20 protein-coding genes and 1 tRNA gene are annotated in these 18,919 nt (G+C 63.3%); 4 read left to right on the top strand and 17 right to left on the bottom strand.

Annotated features, from left to right (window positions below):
• Positions 1 to 32: 32 nt before the first annotated feature.
• Positions 33 to 476, top strand: coding sequence for an Rrf2 family transcriptional regulator (locus LDB26_RS04225; RefSeq protein ID WP_062064385.1), 444 nt, complete (start codon positions 33 to 35; stop codon positions 474 to 476).
• A gap of 6 nt (positions 477 to 482) precedes the next feature.
• On the opposite strand, the gene LDB26_RS04220 is transcribed toward LDB26_RS04225, so the two are convergent.
• The 11 genes from LDB26_RS04220 to LDB26_RS04170 form a co-directional block, all read right to left on the bottom strand.
• The gene (locus tag LDB26_RS04220) at positions 483 to 974 is read right to left on the bottom strand and encodes a DUF6306 domain-containing protein (protein ID WP_257540543.1); all 492 of its coding nucleotides are present in this window, start codon (positions 972 to 974) and stop codon (positions 483 to 485) included.
• Complete coding sequence (locus LDB26_RS04215) at positions 971 to 1,819, bottom strand: LysR family transcriptional regulator (protein ID WP_257540540.1); 849 nt, start codon at positions 1,817 to 1,819, stop codon at positions 971 to 973. The genes LDB26_RS04220 and LDB26_RS04215 overlap by 4 nt, the downstream gene beginning before the upstream one ends.
• Positions 1,820 to 1,894: 75 nt before the next feature.
• A complete protein-coding gene (locus LDB26_RS04210; protein WP_257540538.1) occupies positions 1,895 to 3,331 on the bottom strand; it encodes an efflux transporter outer membrane subunit in 1,437 nt (478 codons plus the stop codon).
• On the bottom strand, positions 3,325 to 4,224 hold the full coding sequence (locus LDB26_RS04205) for an efflux RND transporter periplasmic adaptor subunit (RefSeq protein WP_257540536.1): 900 nt from the start codon (positions 4,222 to 4,224) through the stop codon (positions 3,325 to 3,327). Before LDB26_RS04205 ends, LDB26_RS04210 begins: the two co-directional genes overlap by 7 nt.
• Before the next feature lie 2 nt (positions 4,225 to 4,226).
• Entirely contained in the window at positions 4,227 to 4,463 is a 237-nt protein-coding gene (locus LDB26_RS04200) for a DUF1656 domain-containing protein (RefSeq protein WP_062064379.1), read from the bottom strand.
• Entirely contained in the window at positions 4,460 to 6,520 is a 2,061-nt protein-coding gene (locus LDB26_RS04195) for an FUSC family protein (protein WP_257540534.1), read from the bottom strand. The genes LDB26_RS04200 and LDB26_RS04195 overlap by 4 nt, the downstream gene beginning before the upstream one ends.
• 212 nt (positions 6,521 to 6,732) lie before the next feature.
• Positions 6,733 to 7,944, bottom strand: coding sequence for an NO-inducible flavohemoprotein (gene hmpA / locus LDB26_RS04190; protein ID WP_062064375.1), 1,212 nt, complete (start codon positions 7,942 to 7,944; stop codon positions 6,733 to 6,735).
• 41 nt (positions 7,945 to 7,985) lie between these two features.
• Positions 7,986 to 8,285 carry a DUF1971 domain-containing protein gene (locus LDB26_RS04185; RefSeq protein ID WP_257540532.1) on the bottom strand — a complete coding sequence of 100 codons (300 nt, stop codon included), beginning with the start codon at positions 8,283 to 8,285 and terminating at the stop codon, positions 7,986 to 7,988.
• The gene (locus tag LDB26_RS04180; RefSeq protein WP_062068652.1) at positions 8,282 to 8,680 is read right to left on the bottom strand and encodes a group III truncated hemoglobin; all 399 of its coding nucleotides are present in this window, start codon (positions 8,678 to 8,680) and stop codon (positions 8,282 to 8,284) included. The genes LDB26_RS04185 and LDB26_RS04180 overlap by 4 nt, the downstream gene beginning before the upstream one ends.
• Positions 8,681 to 9,120: 440 nt before the next feature.
• The gene (locus tag LDB26_RS04175) at positions 9,121 to 10,731 is read right to left on the bottom strand and encodes an NAD(P)/FAD-dependent oxidoreductase (protein ID WP_257540530.1); all 1,611 of its coding nucleotides are present in this window, start codon (positions 10,729 to 10,731) and stop codon (positions 9,121 to 9,123) included.
• A 39-nt stretch (positions 10,732 to 10,770) separates the two neighbouring features.
• Entirely contained in the window at positions 10,771 to 11,784 is a 1,014-nt protein-coding gene (locus LDB26_RS04170; RefSeq protein ID WP_257540527.1) for a bile acid:sodium symporter family protein, read from the bottom strand.
• A gap of 92 nt (positions 11,785 to 11,876) precedes the next feature.
• Here LDB26_RS04170 and LDB26_RS04165 point away from each other — a divergent pair, with 92 nt between their 5' ends.
• Entirely contained in the window at positions 11,877 to 12,638 is a 762-nt protein-coding gene (locus LDB26_RS04165; protein WP_257541970.1) for an enoyl-CoA hydratase, read from the top strand.
• A 41-nt stretch (positions 12,639 to 12,679) separates the two neighbouring features.
• Here the strand turns inward: LDB26_RS04165 and LDB26_RS04160 are convergent, their stop codons facing one another.
• On the bottom strand, positions 12,680 to 12,991 hold the full coding sequence (locus LDB26_RS04160; RefSeq protein WP_062064368.1) for a hypothetical protein: 312 nt from the start codon (positions 12,989 to 12,991) through the stop codon (positions 12,680 to 12,682).
• A gap of 72 nt (positions 12,992 to 13,063) precedes the next feature.
• Complete coding sequence (locus tag LDB26_RS04155; protein ID WP_257540524.1) at positions 13,064 to 13,576, bottom strand: MarR family winged helix-turn-helix transcriptional regulator; 513 nt, start codon at positions 13,574 to 13,576, stop codon at positions 13,064 to 13,066.
• A 126-nt stretch (positions 13,577 to 13,702) separates the two neighbouring features.
• Here LDB26_RS04155 and LDB26_RS04150 point away from each other — a divergent pair.
• Positions 13,703 to 13,777 (top strand) — tRNA-Gln (locus tag LDB26_RS04150).
• 251 nt (positions 13,778 to 14,028) lie between these two features.
• On the opposite strand, the gene LDB26_RS04145 is transcribed toward LDB26_RS04150, so the two are convergent.
• The 4 genes from LDB26_RS04145 to LDB26_RS04130 form a co-directional block, all read right to left on the bottom strand.
• Positions 14,029 to 15,171 (bottom strand): TonB-dependent receptor, encoded by a 1,143-nt coding sequence (locus LDB26_RS04145; RefSeq protein ID WP_257540522.1) that lies wholly within the window; start codon positions 15,169 to 15,171, stop codon positions 14,029 to 14,031.
• Positions 15,172 to 15,299: 128 nt separating this feature from the next.
• Positions 15,300 to 16,067 (bottom strand): IS21-like element helper ATPase IstB, encoded by a 768-nt coding sequence (gene istB / locus LDB26_RS04140; RefSeq protein ID WP_213500153.1) that lies wholly within the window; start codon positions 16,065 to 16,067, stop codon positions 15,300 to 15,302.
• On the bottom strand, positions 16,064 to 17,557 hold the full coding sequence (istA, locus tag LDB26_RS04135; protein ID WP_257541944.1) for an IS21 family transposase: 1,494 nt from the start codon (positions 17,555 to 17,557) through the stop codon (positions 16,064 to 16,066). The genes istB and istA overlap by 4 nt, the downstream gene beginning before the upstream one ends.
• 76 nt (positions 17,558 to 17,633) lie before the next feature.
• A complete protein-coding gene (locus LDB26_RS04130) occupies positions 17,634 to 18,656 on the bottom strand; it encodes a TonB-dependent receptor plug domain-containing protein (RefSeq protein WP_257540520.1) in 1,023 nt (340 codons plus the stop codon).
• On the opposite strand from LDB26_RS04130, the gene LDB26_RS04125 reads away from it, so the two are divergent.
• Complete coding sequence (locus LDB26_RS04125; protein ID WP_257540518.1) at positions 18,643 to 18,843, top strand: hypothetical protein; 201 nt, start codon at positions 18,643 to 18,645, stop codon at positions 18,841 to 18,843. The genes LDB26_RS04130 and LDB26_RS04125 overlap by 14 nt on opposite strands.
• The last annotated feature ends 76 nt before the right edge of the window (positions 18,844 to 18,919 follow it).

Raw genomic sequence — 18,919 nt, 5'->3', positions numbered from 1 at the left:
TATTTAGCGCCCCGACGCGCTAAAAGGCGCGCATGCGGCTGACACGCTATACCGATTTTTCGCTGCGGGTGCTCATCCACCTGGCCTTGCACGATGAGCGGCTTTGCTCGATCGGCGAGATTTCCCGCGCCTATGGCATTTCCCACAACCATCTGATGAAGGTGGCGAACGCGCTCGCCCATGAAGGGTTCGTGGAAACCATCAGGGGGCGCAGCGGCGGAATGCGCCTTGCCCGCCCGCCGCAGGACATCAGCGTGGGGGAAGTCGTCCGCCGGACCGAGGAAGGGTTCCAGCTCGCGGAATGTTCCGGCTGTTCGCTTGCCCCCGCCTGCGGCCTGACGGGCGTGCTCGCCAAGGGGGTTCAGGCCATGCTGGCCGTGTTCGACACCTACAGCATCGCCGACCTGCTCACCGACAAGGCGGCGATGCGGCGGCTGATGGCCCAGCAGTCCCCGCTCGGCATCGGCCTGTCCTAAAGCCTGTCAGGCGCCACCTTTCCCGCTATCGAGCAGCACGTCTGCCCGCTCGATATTGGCCCGGTGGCTTTCCAGCATGGCGCGCAAATCCGCGTGCAGCCTCTCATCGCGAATACGCGGCATCAGCGCCTCCAGCTTCCGCACTACCCACGACTGCCCGCGATTGAGGAAAGCGAGCCGCTCCCACGGCTCCGCAATCGCCATCGCCTTGCCGTAAAAGTCGCCCGTCCTGCGCGATGGCACGGCGTCCAGGCGCTTCAGATGCCGCGACAGCATGGCGCACCAGCGCGCCTCGTCACCGCGCACATCCCGCATAAGCTCCGCATAATCCGGTTCCGGCCCATGTTTCGCCGCCACCAGCGCGACCCGCGCGCCCGCCCGCTCCGCCTCCAGCAATATGTTGAGCGCCGCCACGATCTCCTCCCGCCCGGCATAGCCCATATAGGCGTCGTCCGCCTCCGCCGCATAGCATGGGGGCGAGGCAGGCTCCTGCGTCATGCCGAAATCGCCGCCGCCGCGCGCAGGCCGCTGCGTATCCTGTCCATCACGCCGGGATCGGCCTTGGTGGAATGGACGACATAAGCGGAATAGGAAAATTCCGGGCTGTCGGGCACCAGCGCCAGCCGCCCCTCCTCCAGATAGGATCGGATGAACCCCTTGCGGAAATAGCCGCTGCCGCCCGTCGCCAGAATATAGTCCAGCGCCAACGGCCCATAGCCGATCGACATCACCGCATTGGGCTGATCGGGGAAAGCCGCCTGATAGCTGGCGGCGAACTCCTCCCCCCAGTCGATCTGCACATGGTCCTCGGGACCGAGCGGGCGGCTGGCGGGCGTCGTCCTCACCAGCACCAGCTTCTCCTCGAACAACAGCTCCGCGATCACGCCGGGGCGGCTGGGGGCGGCATAGAGCACGGCCACATCCAGCGATCCATCCTGCACCTGCTCCATCAGGCGATCCGACGCCGCGATCTGCGTCGACACCGCGATTTCGGGACATTCCCGCCGCATCCACAGCAACCAGTGCCGCAACAGCGGACTCCACAGGCTGAGTTCCGCGCCGATCGTCACCACCGTTTCCCGCCCCGGCGGCAGGGCCACGGCGCGGCGCGCCCGTTCCCAGACCTGCACCAATGTGGTCGCAAAACGCAGAAACTGTTCGCCCGCCGGTGTCAGCTTGGCCCCTGCCTTGTTCCGGATGAACAGGGGGCGGTCGAGCTGCTCCTCCAGCACCCGGATGCGCGCGCTCACCGCCGTCTGCGTCAGGTTGAGATTGGCCGCCGCGCTCACGAAGCTGCCGGTTTTCACCACCTCCAGGAATGTGCGGGCGACGCTTATGTCCATCAGGCAAATTCTTTCATTTCAAATGGAAATTATATTCATTTTCCTGCTGCATGATAGCGGAAAACACCTGCCGCTTCACTCTGCACGCGCCTCCGGCGTCCATCCGCCGCCCAAAGCCAGGAACAGCGCGATCTGGTCGTCATTGATGGCCGCCCGCCCCTCCGCCGCCGCCTGTTCCGCCGCGACCAGATCCCTCTCCGCCTCCAGCGCGGGGAGTTCTCCGATCTTCCCGCCCCGGCGAAGCTGCGCCGTTCGCCCCGCCACGCGCCGGGCATCCTCCAGCGCGCGCTCCAGCCCCTCCTGCTGTTCCAGCCCTGCCGCATAGCTGGTGAGCGCCGTCTCCACTTCCCGCAGCGCCTTCAGCACCGCGCCATCGAATGCGGCGAGATCGGCGCGGCTCTGCGCCTGCGCCGCGGCGATCCGCGCCCGCGCCGCATGACGATTGAGCGTCCAGCCAATGAGCGGCCCCAACGCGAACCGGTTGGTGAGCGGCGAGAACATGTCCGCCGCCGCGCCCGTCGATCCCAGCGAAGCCCCCAGCCGGATGTCGGGATACAGCGCCGCCGTCGCCACGCCGATCCGCGCGCTCGTCGCCGCCAGATGCCGTTCCGCCACGCGAATATCGGGCCTCCGCCGCAGCAGCGCGCCGCCATCGCCCACCGGAACAGGCTGCGCCAGCGTCAATGGCTGACGGCATTGCAACAGCGCCATATCCGCCTCCCCCGGCGTCCGCCCCGTCACCGCCGCCAACCGGAAAACCGCATTGCGCCGCCCCGCCGCCAGCCGCGGCAGCCGCGCCTTCGCCGCCTCCAGCAATCCCTCGCGCCGGTCCAGTTCGAAGGCGGCGGCACGGCCATGCGCGATCAGCGTCCGGGTCAGCCGCACCCCCCGCTCCTGCACCGCGACAGCGCGGCCCAGCACGTCGATCCGGTAGCCTCCATTGCAGATATCGGCATAGGCGCGAGCCGTTTCCGCCGCGACATTCACCCGCACCAGATCGCGCGCCGCGACCGCCGCTTCGGTGTCCGCGCTCGCCGCCTCGATCCCGCGCCGGATGCCGCCGAACAGGTCAAGGTCATAGCTGACCGACACGCCCGCATTGTAGATTTGCCGCACCGGGGGCTTCACATGCTGCAACTCGGCCTCCGCCGAACGCTGCGCCCAACTCGTCTCGCCGCTCGCCTGGCCCTGCACTTCGCGCCCCGCTCCGCGCTCGTCCAGCAAAGCCAGGCTGCGCTCCAGATTGGCCTCCGCCACCCGCAAATCGGTATTGGCGGCCAAAGCCTGCGCGATCAGCCCGTCCAGCACCGGATCGTCATAGAGCTTCCACCAATGATCGGGCAGCGGCTGCGCCGTCACCGCCGCCGACTCCGACCGGAAAGCCCCCTGCGCCTGCGCCGCCTTGACCTTCGCGCTTTCAGGCACCCGGTAATCCGGTCCGACCGTCGCGCATCCGCCCAGCCACGCGATCGCCGCCAACGCCAGAAAGCGCCTCTCACCCCCTCTCACCATGGCAGGCTCCGATGCACTTCGCGGCCATCCTCGCGGGGGTGGATGACGACCGTGGCGGTCTGGCCGGGGATCATGCGGACATGGGCGGGCACCTTGTCGATGGCGATCCGCACCGGGATCCGCTGCGCCAGCCGCACCCATGTGAAGGAGGGATTGACGTTGGCCAACTGCCCATCGACCCCCGCCCTTTCCCGATCCTCCACGCCGCCAGCGATGCTCTGGACATGACCGCCAATCTCGTCCGCCACGCCCATCAGGTAGATGCTGGCCCGGTCGCCCACGCGAATGGCGGGCAATTTGGTTTCCTCGAAATAGCCTTCCACCCGCATGGATCGGTTATAGACCAGCGCCAGCGCCGCCTTCCCCGCCGTCAGATAGACGCCCGGCTGCAAGGAAAGGTTGGAGATCGTCCCATCCACCGGCGCGCGCACGAGCGTGCGTTCCAGATTGAACCGGGCGAGGTCGCGTGCCGCAACCGCCTGTCCCAATGAGGCCCGCAGCCCCTCCGCCCGCGCCCGTCCCTGTTCGATGGCTTCCGCCGCGATCACATCGGGCATGGCGCGGTTGCGGCGGTCCTCCCGCACGGCCTGCGCCAGCGCGACCCGGTCGCTCGCAATCGCCGCCTCCGCCTGTTCCAGCGCCAGCCGGTAACGGGGCCGGTCGATCACGAACAGCACCTCGCCCTTCTTCACCGCCTGATTGTCGGCCACGCGCACGTCGGTGACGAGGCCGCTCACATCGGCGGCCACCGGCACCATATCGGCGCGCACCTTGCCGTCGCGCGTCACGGGCTCGACCTGATAGCGCAGCCACAGCGCATAGATGGCGGCAAGGATGACGATCAGGACAAGGAGCGTCGCAATCGAACGCAGAAGATTATGGCGTTGAAGCATGGTCAGGAAAGCAGCCATTCATGAAGGAAACGGTCGGCGAAGGCGCTCAGCCCCCACCACAGCAGGACGAAAAGCGCGAGTTCGAGCAGGCTGGGGTGCCAGAGCAGGCGCCAAAGCAAGCTATATCCCGGCAGCCGCTGGATCGGCACGCGCAGCAAGTAGACGAGCACCGCCGCCAGCACCGCCCACAGCAGCGCGGCGGGCATATAGACGCCCAGCAGATGCACTTCCTCGATCATCCCCGCCCCTCCACCGTCGGAGCGTCCGCCGCCGGGAACAGGTTGCACCGCATCCCGATGAGCGCCCGCAGCGCCCGGCGGCGCGGCTCGTCCAGCGGCAGCGCGAGCAGGGCATGGAGCGCCTGATCTATCGACCGAAGCATTTCGGCGGGCGGCGGATCGGCCCGTCCCCTGCGCCATCTGCTTGAATAGAAGGCGGACAGGCCGGAAAGCACCGCGCCCAGCCGATGCCGCGCATCATGCGGAACGTGCGGCAAAGCCCGGCGGATCGGGATGATGTTGCGCCCGATCCGCAGGTCCGCGAGGCCATCGGCAGCGTGCAGCGCATCCCCCTCCGGCGCGACCGCCATGCGCGCCGCGACCTGCCCCAGCCGGTCGACCGCCTGCGCCGTCCACCTCTCCGGCAGGAAAGGCCGCCGGATGTCGGCAAGCTGCGCTAGCTCCGCCCAGTTGGCGCGCAATATCCGCCGCGCCGTGTGCAGCACATTGGCGGACCGGAACATCTTCGTGACGGCCAGCGTCGCGACGATCCCGCCCAGCTGCGCCAGCCCGGTATTGATGAACAGCGCGAAATCCCCCTGGAACCGCGCCAGAAATCCCATGGCGACGATGAAGCAGGAAAACATCGGCAGCGCCTGGGGCGACCGCGCCGGGTCCGCCTGAATATAGCCCATCCACAGCAAGGCGGGCGCCAGCGTGATGATGAGCATCTCGAACCCGTCGACGCGCGGCAGGATGACGAAGAGGTAGAGCGCCGCGACCGGAAATGTCTTGAGCGTCGCCCACAGATAGCGGCCGATCACAGGTGCGGGATCGTCCTGCGCCGCGAACGAACAGGTGATGAGCGCCGCGAAGGCCGCCGTCGCCGACCCGTTGGGCCATGCCAGCAATATCCAGACCGCGCAGTAAAGCCCGATGGCGCTCGCCGTCGCGAGGCCCGCCAGCGCCGCCACCCCATGATCGCGCGCCAATGCAAAGGGCTGCGCGACCCGCGCTTCCAGCCGGGGACGGCCCGGCGATCCGATCCGCCCGGCCAGCCTGCGGCTCGTGGCGAGCGCCGTCAGGAACTCCGCCATCCTGACGCAGGCGCTGGCGGTCAGCAGCCCGCTCCACCCGGCCCCCGCCTCTCCTTCCGCCGCCATCCGCTCGCACCGGCGGATCAGCGGCGCGGACTGATGCACGCCGCTTTCGGGGTCGATCAGCCAATCCGACACATCGTCCAGCAGGCTTGCAAGCTCCGGCGACAGCGCCCCCTGCGCCCGCAGCAGGTCCAGCCGGTTCGCGGCGGCGGAGGCCAGGGGCAATATGCGCGCAAGCTGCTGCTGCAACGCCGTCACCCGCCTTTTCGTCGCGGGCGCCCAGCGCTGGTCGAAGGGCAGATGCACCGCGATCATCCCCAATTCGGTGATGTCGGCGGCCAGCATCCGCCGGTGCTCATTCTCCAGCCGCGTGTGACGGCTGCCGATGGCTTCGGCCGCCCAGCGCCGGGCATGACCCAGAAAGGATTGCGCCCGCGCGCGGATGACCGGCGTCGCGCTCCACGGCTGCAACAGCGCATGGACGGCGGTGACGCACAGGATCGCGACCGTCATCTCCTGCACGCGGGCGATGGTCGTGTCGAAGATGTTCGCGGGGTCGTCCAGATAGGGAAAGCTGATGACCGCCGAGCTGAACGCCGCCATCTGGAACAGGAAAGCGCGCGGCGTGCGGTCCAGCACCGCCAGATAGATGCACAGCCCCGTCCACGACGCCAGGCACAGCACCAGCAGTTCCGGCGAGTTCTGAAGATTGGGCACCAACAGGATCGTCACCCCCGCGCCCACCGCGATGCCGCCCAGCCGATAGAGCACCTTGGGCCGGAACGCCCCCGCCATGGGCTGCGCCGTGACATAGACCGTCAGCAGCGCCCACCATGGCCGGGGCAGGCTGGCGCTGAAAGCAATGGCCAGGGTGATGGCGGCGGCGATGAAGCTGCTCAAGGAAAAGAGCAGCTTTTGCGGATCGACCGTCAGGGAAGGCAGCGGCAGGCCGATGCCGCGAATTGTCGCAGACTTCATTTGGGGCAACCCGTGACACCACCTGACGATCGGGATTGTCACGACCGCCACCGACCGTGGGCTTTTCCTCCCTTGGATTCGGCTGCGCTCAATAGTCGCGAGCCATGGCTGAACTACAGAGCAAAATATTTATGGATAAGCGCAAAAATTTTGCGTCATCCCTGCCCGCTTCCGATACGGGCAAGGATGACGCCGATCATGCCGGACCTTCCCTATGCGGCGAGCAATTCGTCCGCCGGCCCGAAAAATTCATAATGGATGCGTCCCGCTTCCACGCCAGCCAGCGACAGAGCCGAAACCGCCGCGCGCAGGAAGGGGCGCGGACCGCAAATATAATAGTCCGCATCCCCGACCGGCGTGTTCGCGATCAGCCATTCGTCGGTGATGATGCCCGCATGGTCATAATCCCGGCCTGCCACCTCGTCGGCCAGCGGCGTCTGATGGAAGTCGGCCACGCTGATCGCGCTTCCCTTCGCCGCCAGCGCGCGGACATGATCGCGCATCGCATGGGTGTCGCGGTCGTGCGTGCCATGGACATACCATGTGGGAAGCTGCGGATGGCGCGAAGCGATCGTTTCCAGCATGGCGACCATCGGCGTCAACCCGACGCCGCCCGACAGCAGCACCACCGGGCGTTCGGGCTGCTCGCCCAGGAAGAACTCGCCCGCGGGCGGCGCGACCTTCAGGATCGTCCCCTCGGCGGCATGATCGTGCAGCCACCCGGACGCCAACCCCTGCGGCTCGCGCTTCACCGAAATGCGATAGGTTTCGTCATTGGCCTCCCCCGAAATGGAATAGTTGCGCTTGACCGGCGGATGGCCGGGTATCTCGAACCAGAAGGTCAGATACTGGCCCGGTTTATGCCGCATCACACGCCCGCCATCGACGGGACGCAGCACGAAAGACCGGATGACGCTGCTTTCGCGGATCACCTTTTCGACGCGGAACGCGCGCCAGCCGTTCCAGCCGCCCTGCGCTTCCTGCTGCTCGCCATAGACGCGCTTTTCCCGCGCGATCAGGATATTGGCGAGGAACCAATATGCTTCGCCCCACGCCGCCAGAATATCGTCGGTCGCGGCATCGCCCAGCACTGCCTTGATCGCGCCCAGCAGCGCGTCGGCGACATGGGGATAATGTTCCGGCAATATCTGCAAGCCGACATGTTTCTGCGCGATGCGTTCGACCGCCGGGGCCAGCGCGCCCAGATTCTCGATATTGCTGGCATAGGCCAGGATCGCGCCGGTCAGAGCGCGCGGCTGCGATCCGGCATCGCCATGGTGCGACTGATTGAACAGATCGCGGATTTCCGGGTTCTGGAACATGCGCGCATACATTTCATGCACAATGTCCAGCCCATGCGCCTCCAGCGCCGGAATGGTGGCTTTCACCAGCGCAATGGTCTGCTCGCTCAACGTCTGCGACATCAAAATCTCCTCTGGTCTGAATCGGGAAAGGAAAGAAAGGGTCAGCCGCCGGGCGGCTGGTCGTAGAAATCAATCTGCATCTGCATCGCCCCTTCCGGCGTGACGAAATGCGCCTGTTCGGGCTGCAACATCCCCGCATGGTCCGGGTCCAGCATATGTTCGGAAAAAGGGTCCAGGCAGGTCAGCCGCAGCCGCCCCTCGATCACCCGGATCACGCCCCAGACGCCCGCCTTCGTCGCATGACGGTTCCGCAGGGCATCCGGCAGGCTGTCAGAATCGAAAACCGGCGTTGAGCGATAGGGAAGCGGCGCCTTTGCCCCCGGCCCGGCGTCCCTGCTCATGACCGGACTGCCCCGTCCAGCCGGAAGAACAGCGCCAGTTGCAGGCTTTCGGCAATCCGGCCCGCCTTCTCCTGCAAGGCGCTGGCGACCTCGGGCAACATCATCTCGTCGGTCGTCCGCGCCCAAAGCGCCAGCCAGCGGTCGAACAAAGCGGGGCTGATGCGGTCGCGATGTTTCCTGTGCGCCGGGACCGGCTGCCCCTTGTAGCGCCCGCTCCCCAGCATGACCGACGACCAGAAATCCGTCAGCTTCCCGATATGCTCCGGCCAGTCATCCACCGCATCGTTGAAGATCGGCCCCAGCGCCTCATCCTGGCGAATCCGCGCATAGAATGCGTCAACCAGTTGACCCAGCCCGCTGTCGTCCATCCCCAATCCGGCTTGCGATCCTGTCATCGCCGCGACTCCAATCATGTATAAGAAATGCATCTATATAGGCGCAACAAAACATGCAACTGAAATACACGTTATAGGGAAATCTTTCGGCGTGGCGGCCCGCCTCCATGGCTTGATGGGGATGATGGAAAAGGGGAAGCGGTTCGACGAACCCTGTCCGCCACCCTCAAACCACCCGGTCGCAATGCAATTCCGATATGCTTCTGAAGGCAGCAGCACAGATCAGGCGGCGGACTTGGGCTCCCGCCTTCGCAGGAGCACAATTTCAACCGGACATACTCCAGGGCGATCCAGTCACCCGCTTATGCGCGAACAGGCGAGGCCAGCGCTTGTCCCACTGAACTGGCCAAAAACCTCCGTTCGTGTCGAGTGAAGTCGAGACGCGCCGACGCCTTGCCATCATGTCTCGATTTCAACACGAACGGATAGCGGGACAAACGCTACCCCCGCCCCAGCCATCTCCCCAGGACCGCCCGGTCCTTCAGCACCGCCCGCGCTGCATTATGCCCCGGCGCGCCCGTCACGCCGCCGCCCGGATGCGTTCCCGCCCCGCACATATAAAGCCCTTTGATCGGCCCGCGATACGCGCCATGCCCTAGCACCGGCCGCGCCGCCCAAAGCTGGTCCAGCGTCATATTGCCATGCATGATGTCGCCGCCGGCCAACCCGAATTTCCGCTCCAGATCGAGCGGAGAATGAATCTGTCGCGCGATCACGCTTTTCGCGAAACCGGGCGCATGATCCTCCACCGTCGCGATGATCGCGTCCGCCGCCGCTTCCCGCTCATCGTCCCAGTTGCGGCCATCGGGCAGGACCGGCGCGAACTGCTGGCAGAACAGGCTCGCCACATGGCGACCTGGCGGCGCGAGGCTGTCGTCGATGGTGGACGGGATCAGCATCTCCACGATGGGCTGCTTCGACCACCCGTCCCGTTTCGCGTCCAGAAAAGCCCGGTCCATATAATCCAGCGTCGGCGCGATGATGATCCCCGACTGGTGATGCTCGCCTTCGCCCGGCAGACAGGCGAAATCCGGCAGCGCCGACAGCGCCACATTCATGCGGAACGTGCCCGATCCCGTCTTGAACGCCCGGATGCGCCTCACGAAATCGGCGGGCAGATCGCCCGCGTCCATCATCCACTCATAGAGCAGCTTCGGCCCCACATTGGCGATGACGGTGCGGCCCGTCACTTCCTCCCCGCTTTCCAACCGCACGCCGACCGCGCGCCCGCCATCCACCAGCACCCGGTCGACCGGCGCTTCCAGGCTGATCTCCACGCCCATGGCGCTCACGACCTTCGCCATCGCCTGCGTGATCGCCCCCATGCCGCCGACGCTATGCCCCCATGCGCCCTTCTTTCCGTTCACCTCGCCAAACACGTGATGCAGCAGCACATAGGCGCTTCCCGGCGTATCGGGCGACGCATAATGGCCCACCACCGCGTCGAAGCCGAAAGCCGCCTTCACCGCCTCGCTCTCGAACCATGAATCGAGAAACGTCCGCGCCGATTTGGCGAACAGGTCCAGCACGTCGCGCTGCCGCTCGATGGAAAGACCCGCGACGCGCCGCCCCTGCTTCACCGCCTCGATCAGCGTGGCAAATCCATCCCCCACATTGGGCGGCGCCTTCAGCGTCATGTCGCGCAGCACATCCGCCACGACGTCCAGCGCCTCGTAATAAGCAGGCAGCGCGTCGGCATCCTTCGCGCTGAATTTGCGGAACTCCGCCTGCGTCCTCGCCAGCCCGCCGCCCAATTTCAGGTATCCGCCATCGGGTTGCGGTAGGAAATTGCTGATCGGCCGCTCGATCACGCGATAGCCATGGTCGGCCAGCTTCATGTCGCGGATGATCTTGGGATGCAGCAGGCTGACGGTATAGCTGGCCGTCGAATTGCGGAAGCCGGGATGGAACGCCTCCGTCACCGCCGCCCCGCCCACGATGGCGCGCCGCTCCAGGATGCGGACGCGATACCCCGCCCGCGCCAGATAAAAGGCGCAGACCAGCCCATTATGCCCGCCACCCACGATCACCGCGTCATAATGCCGGCTCAAGCTCCTTCTCCTATCGTTACGATCTCGAAACGATAAAAATCAAACCGCGTTCACTTCACCACTTCCCTCTTGGTTTCGCGTCCCCTCTTCCCGCTCCGCCTCCGCCCCATAATGCCGCGCCAGCAGCGCACAGGCGATAAGCTGGATCTGATGAAACAGCATCAGCGGCAGGATCAACGGTCCCACCACGCTCGCCGGGAACAGTACGCCCGCAATCGGCACGCCCGACGCCAGACTCTTCTTCGACCCGCAGAATTGCAGCACGATGGCATCCTCCCGCGCAAAACCCAGCACCCGCCCCAGCGCCCAGCTAAACAGCAGCACGACGATCAGCATCGCCACGCACACACCCGTCAGCAACGCCAGTTCCGCCCGCGACACCTTGTGCCACAGCCCCTCCACCACCGCCGCGCTAAAGGCCGAATAAACGATCAACAGAATCGACGTCCGATCGACCCGCCCCAGCATCGTCCGGTGCCGCTCCACAAAGCCCCCGATCCAAGGCCGCATCAGATGTCCGACTACAAAGGGCAGCAGCAATTGCAGCACGATCCCCTCGATCGACTGGAGCGAGATCATCCCCGCCGTCCCCCCTCCCTGCATCAGCAGCGCGACCAGCACCGGCGTCAGGAATATGCCCAGCAGGTTTGAGAAGGAGGCACTCACCACCGCCGCCGCCACATTGCCCCGCGCGATAGCGGTGAAGGCGATGGACGACTGCACGGTCGAGGGCAGCAGCGTCAGGAATAGCAGCCCGGCCCTCATCGTCGCGGGCAGCGCCCCGATCTGCTGTGTTGCCAGCCCCAGCAGCGGAAAGGCCGCAAAGGTCGTCCCCAATGTCGCCAGGTGCAGCTTCCATGCCCGCGCCCCATTCCAGATCGCCTCCCGCGACAGCTTCGCGCCGTGCAGGAAGAACAGCAGCACAATGCCGACATCCGCAGCGATATTCACGGCTTGCGCGCCGCGGCCATGCGCGGGCGCCAGCGATGCCAGCACCACCATGGCGATCAGCAGCAGCAGGAAAGGGTCCAGAAACAATCTTAGCCGACTCATGCAGCCTATGTGCTGAAAAGAGGCGGCAAAGGATAGACGTGACCATCATCATCGGCCAACAGTTCCCCCTTGATCGTTTCAGGGAGCAGATCGTGAGCGAAGGCATAGTGCTGGTCGAAAATGACGACATCATCGAAATCCATATCGATCGCCCCGACAAGAAAAATGCCCTGACCGCCGCCATGTATCGCACCATGACCGCCGCGCTGGCGGATGCTTCGCGCCGCAGCGATATCGGCGCGGTCCTGATCGCCGGACGGGGGAGCGATTTCTGCGCCGGCAACGATCTCAAGGATTTCGTCGCAGGCCCGCAGGGCGGCGAGGCAGCCTTCGAGTTTATTCGCGCGATAGCATCGTTCGACAAGCCAATCGTGGCGGCGGTTCAAGGCCTGGCGGTGGGCATCGGCACCACCATGCTCTTCCATTGCGACCTGATTTACGCCGCACCCGATGCTCGCTTCATCATGCCCTTCGTCAATCTGGGAATCGTACCCGAAGCAGGCTCCAGCCTGCTCGCCCCCGCGATGATGGGCTATGCCAAGGCTGCGGCCATGCTTTTGCTGGGCGAACCCATGGATGCGGAAAGCGCAGACCGAGCAGGGCTGGTCAGCGCCATTGTCGCGAGCGATATCCTGCTTGACCATGCCCGAAAAACGGCTGCGGCATTAACGGCGAAGCCACCGCAGGCGCTCGCTATAACCAGGCGTTTGCTGAAAGGCGATCTCGATGAACTTCGCGCGCGCATCGAAGAAGAAGGGCGGCTTTTCGGGGAAGCCATGCAATCCCCCGAAGCGCGGGAGGCTTTCACAGCCTTTTTCGAAAAAAGGGTGCCGGTATTCCGTAAGCCGTCCTGAGCATTTGCGCCGCCGCTCACCGGACCGGCGGCGCTGGATCATTAATTCTTCAGGTCGTTACCTGCCTTTTCCAGCGATTCTCCGACGTCGCGCTTGGCCTCTCCCGCCTCCCGGCGTGCATCATGAGCGGCATTGTCGGCAGCGGCGCCAACCCTGTCAGAGCCTTCATCAATGGCCTGCCCTGCCCGGTCGAGACCATTATCAATCCGATCGCCTGCGCTTTCCATGGAGCCGCTGACATCATTCCCAATCGCCGAGCCCGCGTTTTCCAAGCTGTCCTGCGCCTTTTCCGAGCAGGCGGACAGACCAGCGGCAAACAATATAGTGGCGGTTGCCAGAAAGAATTTCCTCATGATCGCTCCTCGTTCAACTTGTAAGCGGGATTAAGCGCATCAAAGACTATAAAGTTGCCTCCCGTCAATGGTTCAGCGGTTTCGCAGACCCAAGACCATGGACTTGTCCTGATCGGGGATAAGACCTTCCAGCACGCGCCAAAAACCAGTGACCGATCCTTGTCCCGCTTGTGCATAAGCCGACGCCATTTTCTCACGCAGGGCGCGGAACAGTTCCGCCTCCAGCGCCGCGCCTTGCGGACTGAGGCGCAACAATTTTTGCCGCCGATCATTCGCGCCCTGACGCGTTTCTATATAGCCGCCATCGACAAGATCGTTGAGAACGCGCCCAAGGGATTGTTTCGTGATGGCCAAAAGCCGAAGCAGGTCCTTGACGGTCAGATCCGGCTGACGGGAAATGAAATATAGAGCCCGATGGTGCGCCCGGCCCAATCCCTGCGCGAGCAACGTTTCATCAATGGATCGCGTCAGGGCTGAATAGCCGAAATACAGCATTTCAATGCCCCGCCTTATTTCATCCTCACGTAGGAAAAGCGGAGATGCCGGGGAGATTTGTGATGCGGTCAGGCTATTGTTTGCGGCCATGGCCAGCGTTTCCCCCAAGGCTGGTTCGATCTCCTCATATTGACGCGCAATGATTGCAATGACTAGGCTTTCCTTTCGCGGATCAGGCGTTATATGCGAACCGCATCAGCCATCCCGGCGATCTGATGGGGCGTAGCCAAGCGGTAAGGCACCGGTTTTTGGTACCGGCATGCGCAGGTTCGAATCCTGCCGCCCCAGCCAGCCGAATCCTCTAGATTCGACTCGATGTGCGATGACTTACAAATTGTGATGCGCGACGGGATCGGCCCCATTTTTGAACCGATGGGCTATGCATAGAACGTTCCTGCCAGTCCCAGAAATTGCCACTGAGGTGAGGAAAACTGAGCGCAACGCCCCACTATCGATAGTGGGGCGTTCTCTAGCGCTAACCGCGATGCCGTCAGCGCTTCCGCTTACCTCACGATTCTTTTGCAAGAGCGAATGTCAGACGATTACCGGTCGCCGAATGAGTATCTCACTTGCAATCCCACGGTGCGCTGATCACCATAGAGCCTCGACACGAACCCGAACGGCGTGGTGCGATCGGTGGCGTTGAGGATATATTTCTTGTTGGTGGCATTCTTGACGTACACGCTGGCGTCGATCCCCAGACCGGCAACATTGTTCCAGCTGAGCCGGGCATCGACCAGACCATATCCCCGGGCCGTGTTGCCGGGCGTGGTGATATTGTCGTCCGCGAATGTGACGCTGCTGGTATAGCCGTAACTCGCATTCGCAACGAGTTCCCCTACCGAAAGCGGATAGGTGTAGGTTCCGGCGAGGTGCAAGGTATGGGTCGGCGCCTGGGCGAATTTGTTGCCCGTCAGATTACCGACCAGCGGATTGTCGAAACTGTCATATTTGGTTTGAAGATAACCATAGGATGCTTGCAAATCGAGCCCGGTCACCGGACGGGCCAGCACCTCAATCTGCCCGCCATAGATGGTGGCCGCGGCGGCGTTGAAATTGCCGGTAACCACCAGATCATCGAGGATCAGGGACGTCGTGCGCTGAATATCCTTATACTTTGAAAGGAAGGCCGAAATGTTCGTACGTATCGGAACCAAACCGAGATTCCAGTCCGCCTTCACGCCCGCCTCATAATCGCGGATATATTCAGGTTTCACGATTTCGAGCTTGGGGTCGTTGATATTGGCGTTGAAGCCGCCCGCATTATAGCCCTTGCGCGTCGTGGCATAGACAAGAACCTTGTCCGACAGCTCATAATCAACCGAGAAGTTGTAGGTGACGGCATCCGAGGTCGACGTAATGCGCTGGTGGCAGGTCGTCAGATCGACATTGGGGAAATCAGGGAGGTTACACTGGAGGCCCGGGCTGTACCCGACCTGATTGGTGAGTTGCTTGTCCTTGGTGTAACGCACGCCCGCGGTCAATTTGAGCCGGTCGGTAGCGGCGAACGTCGCCTGACCGTAAACGGCCTTCGAAATCTGCTGATCGATGCCGCCGGTCTGCTGAGTCGTCAGATCGGACAGAACAGTGCCCGCGGGTGCAAACAACAGATAGCGGTTCAGACTATTTGAACGATTCTTCCAATAATAAAGACCACCCACCCAGGTCAGCCGATTGTCGAACATGCTGCTGTCAACGGCGGAGCAAAAGTCGGCCATGGGGCGGCGTAAAACCAGGCCATCGTGTTACACGCCGGGGGGAGTGGCGTGAGGGCGTAGCCCGAGGGCCACTCCCCCCGGCATTGGCTTGCTTTTCAGGGTCTGATTTTGGCCTTGCGGGCCCGGCTGTGAGCGAGGCGATAGCTTTCGCCGTTCATCTCGAGGATGCTGACGTGATGGGTCAGGCGATCGAGGAGCGCGCCTGTGAGACGCTCGGATCCGAAGGTTTCGGTCCATTCGTCGAAGGGCAGGTTGCTGGTGATCAAGGTGGAGCCGCGTTCGTAACGCTGGGAGATCAGCTCGAACAGCAGTTCGGCGCCGGTCTTGGAGAGCGGTACGAAGCCCAGTTCGTCGATGATGAGCAGTTTGTATCCGACCATCTGCTTCTGGAAGCGCAGGAGACGCCGCTCGTCGCGCGCCTCCATCATTTCGCTGACCAGCGCCGCCGCAGTGGTGAAGCCCACCGACAGCCCTTTCTGGCATGCTGCCAGTCCGAGCCCCAACGCTACGTGCGTCTTTCCGGTGCCCGATGGCCCCAGAGCGATGGCGTTCTCACGCCGCTCGATCCACTCGCAGCGCGCCATCTCGAGCACCTGCATCTTGTTGAGCCTGGGGATGACGGTGAAGTCGAAGCTGTCGAGGCTTTTGACGGCGGGGAAGCGCGCGGCCTTGATGCGCCGCTCGACCATACGACGCTCCCTGTCGATCATCTCCATCTCGACAAGGCGGGCGAGGAAGCGGATATGATCGACGCCTTCAGCGGCACATTGCCGGGCGAGCTTGTGGTGCTCTCGCAGGCACGTAGGCAGCTTGAGTGCCTTGAGATTGTGAGCGAGAAGAAGCTCCGGGGTCTGATCGCTCATGCGGCCTCCTGCTGGTCGGAGAGCAGGCTCAGATAGGCTCTGGCAAAGGTCTTCTCGACCGTTGTGCGTGGCAGGAAGGGATAGACGTCCAGGTCCAGCCTGGGCGGTACGCGTTCGACCCGGCACAGGGCGAGGTGCTTGACGGCATCGAAGCCGATGGCGCCAAGATCAATGGCCTGTTCCACCGCCGCCTGGAGATCGGCGAGGGTGAACGTTTCCAACAGGCGCAGCACCTGTACATATTCACGCCTGCCATGCTTGTGCATGCGGCCTTCCATCAACCGCTGCAGTGTCGTGAACGCTTCGGGCAAATCCCAGCCCTGCAAAGGCGCGGCCTGGTCGAATGCGTTGATCTTCTGCTCGATCAGCGGGAGATAGTGGAGCGGGGCGAAGATAACCTCCTCGCGGGCATAGCAACGAGAATGACGGGCGATAACTTCGCTGCGGCATCCGATCACCACTTCATCGACATAGGCCCTGATCCAGACCTCCTGATGGCCCCAGACTACCGGAACCGAATAATCGTTGGTCCTGTAGCGCACCAGAGATTGCGAGGAGACCCGCCCGCTCGTCTGATCGCAGGCCTCGAAGGGTGTAGCGGGCAGAGGCTGCATGGCCGCCAGATCGCGCTGCAAGCGCTCATCGATCGTCTCGCTCTCCCCGCGCACCTTCTCCTGCTGGCGCTTGCGACATTGCTCCTCCAGCCATAGGTTGAAGGCCTCCCAGGTCGGGAACTTCGGGATCGGCACCATGAAATTGCGGCGGCAGTAACCTACCAGCCCTTCCACATTGCCTTTCTCGTTCCCCTTGCCCGGACGGGCATAGCGGTCGCGGATCACATAATGCGACAGGAAAGCGCTGAACAGCGTGGCACGCTTGCGCGTGCCGTCTGGCAGGATTTTCGCCACAAGGCAGCGATCGTTGTCGTAAACGATGGAACGCGGCACCGCGCCGAAGAACGCGAAGGCATGAACGTGTCCGTCAACCCAAGCCTCCGCCACCGCCGCCGGATAGGCCCGCACATAGCAGGCATCACTGTGCGGCAGATCGAGTGCGAAGAAGTAGGCCTTCTGCTGCACCCCGCCGATCTCCACCAGCGCTTCCCCGAAATCGGCCTGCGCATCCCCCGCCGGGTGGGCCAGCGGCACGAACATCTCCCGGCTGCGTTGCTCACGCTCGCGGATGTAATCCTTGATGATCGTATAGCCGCCGGTGAAACCATGCTCGGCGCGCAAGCGGTCGAATACCCGCTTCGCCGTATGGCGCTGTTTGCGCGGGACGCAGCGGTCCCCTTCAAGCCATCCATCAATGATCGCCACAAACCCGTCCAGCTTCGGGCGCTGCGGGACAGATTGACGCCGGTAACCCGGTGGCGATGAAAACGACAGCATCTTGCGCACCGTGTCGCGCGACACATTGAAACGCTTCGCCGCCGCCCGCTGGCTCATGCCATCCGCGCAAGCCAAACGGACCTGAAGATAAAGTTCCACGCTGTAGATCCCCACACCTCCCTGACTTGGCAGAAAGGCTTCAAGGTGGACGACTTTTACGCCGCCCGCAGCAGGACTATCCCGCCGCTAGCGTGGTCGAATATTGCTCCGCCGTTCTCATGCTGCCAAGAATTTCCAGTTCATGGGTGTGCTGGCGCGATTTCGATTCATTATCACCGACAATGACTGGCAAGGCGATCGACAACTGGCTGGTAAACTGATCCTGCTTGTTGCCGCCATAGCCAGCAATATATTTGAACGTGATATCCCCGGCCTGTGCGGACAGGATATTTGTAAGCAGCCAAGGTTCATCATATTGCCGCGTATCGAGTGGGATGGATACGGTTCTGATGCCACGAGCATGCTGGTCCAGCAGTTCTTCGTTATATGTAGCGCCATAGACACAACTGGGGATACTGGTCGGACAGGAGACGACAACGCCATCGGACCCGCTGATCTGGGCCAGCGGCCGCTCATCGCGGTGCGAATAGAGGAACACGGTATAGTTGGAAAGCCAACTGTTCGGTTCGAACAATACCGAGGCCCGCACGACCGTCCGATCTTGCGTGTTCATGTCCGGGCCGGAGATATTCTTCGTCAAGGCATCGCGCTTGGTACGCTGAACGCCGAGACGGACCTTCAACACATCAGCGATCGGGACATTGATCACACCCGTCACTTCGCGCAAATTATAGCTGCCGATCCGGCCATCGACATAGCCGCCAAATTCATCCTTTGGCCGCTGCGGAACGAACAATACCGCGCCGCCAGTGCTGTTGCGCCCGAACAATGTGCCTTGCGGGCCCGCAATCGCCTGAACGGATTGCAGATCCCAGAGCTGGAGATCAGCGGCACTGGTCGAAACCGGCACTTCATTGAAATAGGTCACCACTCCCGTTCGAACGCCGCGCAGGGAATATTGCTGACTTGAACCGAAGATGCTTACCCCGACGTTCAGCGTGGGGACCAGCTTCTGAAGGTCGGTGCCGGTGGTGACGGTGGTCGCTGACAATTGAGCGTTGGACACGGCGGTAATGCTGAGTGGAACGGATTGCAGCCGTTCCTCGCTACGCCGTGCGACGACTATGATGTCAGCCATCGGGTTCGCCGGATTGGTGGCGTCGGCCGGCGTCTGCGCCGCGGACGTGTCCTTCGAAGCCAACGATCCGGTTTGCGCCGCCGCACCGACCGCAACGACCGAACAGCCGGCCATCAACGCAAGCCTGGCGATCATACTTGAAGAAAGTGCTGCATTCATCATGATTTCCCTTCAGCCAAATGGCTGACCGGTCGTCGTCCTGTCGCAGGCACGGCTTCGCAGCTCGAAAAACCGAGTTCCGTTGCGCGGCGCCGTCGGCATTG

It is taken from the genome of Sphingobium sp. CFD-1, assembly GCF_024611115.1.
Lineage (GTDB): Bacteria > Pseudomonadota > Alphaproteobacteria > Sphingomonadales > Sphingomonadaceae > Sphingobium > Sphingobium baderi_A.
The sequence above is the reverse complement of the archived record's forward strand: the minus strand, read 5'-3'. Positions and strand labels throughout refer to the sequence as shown.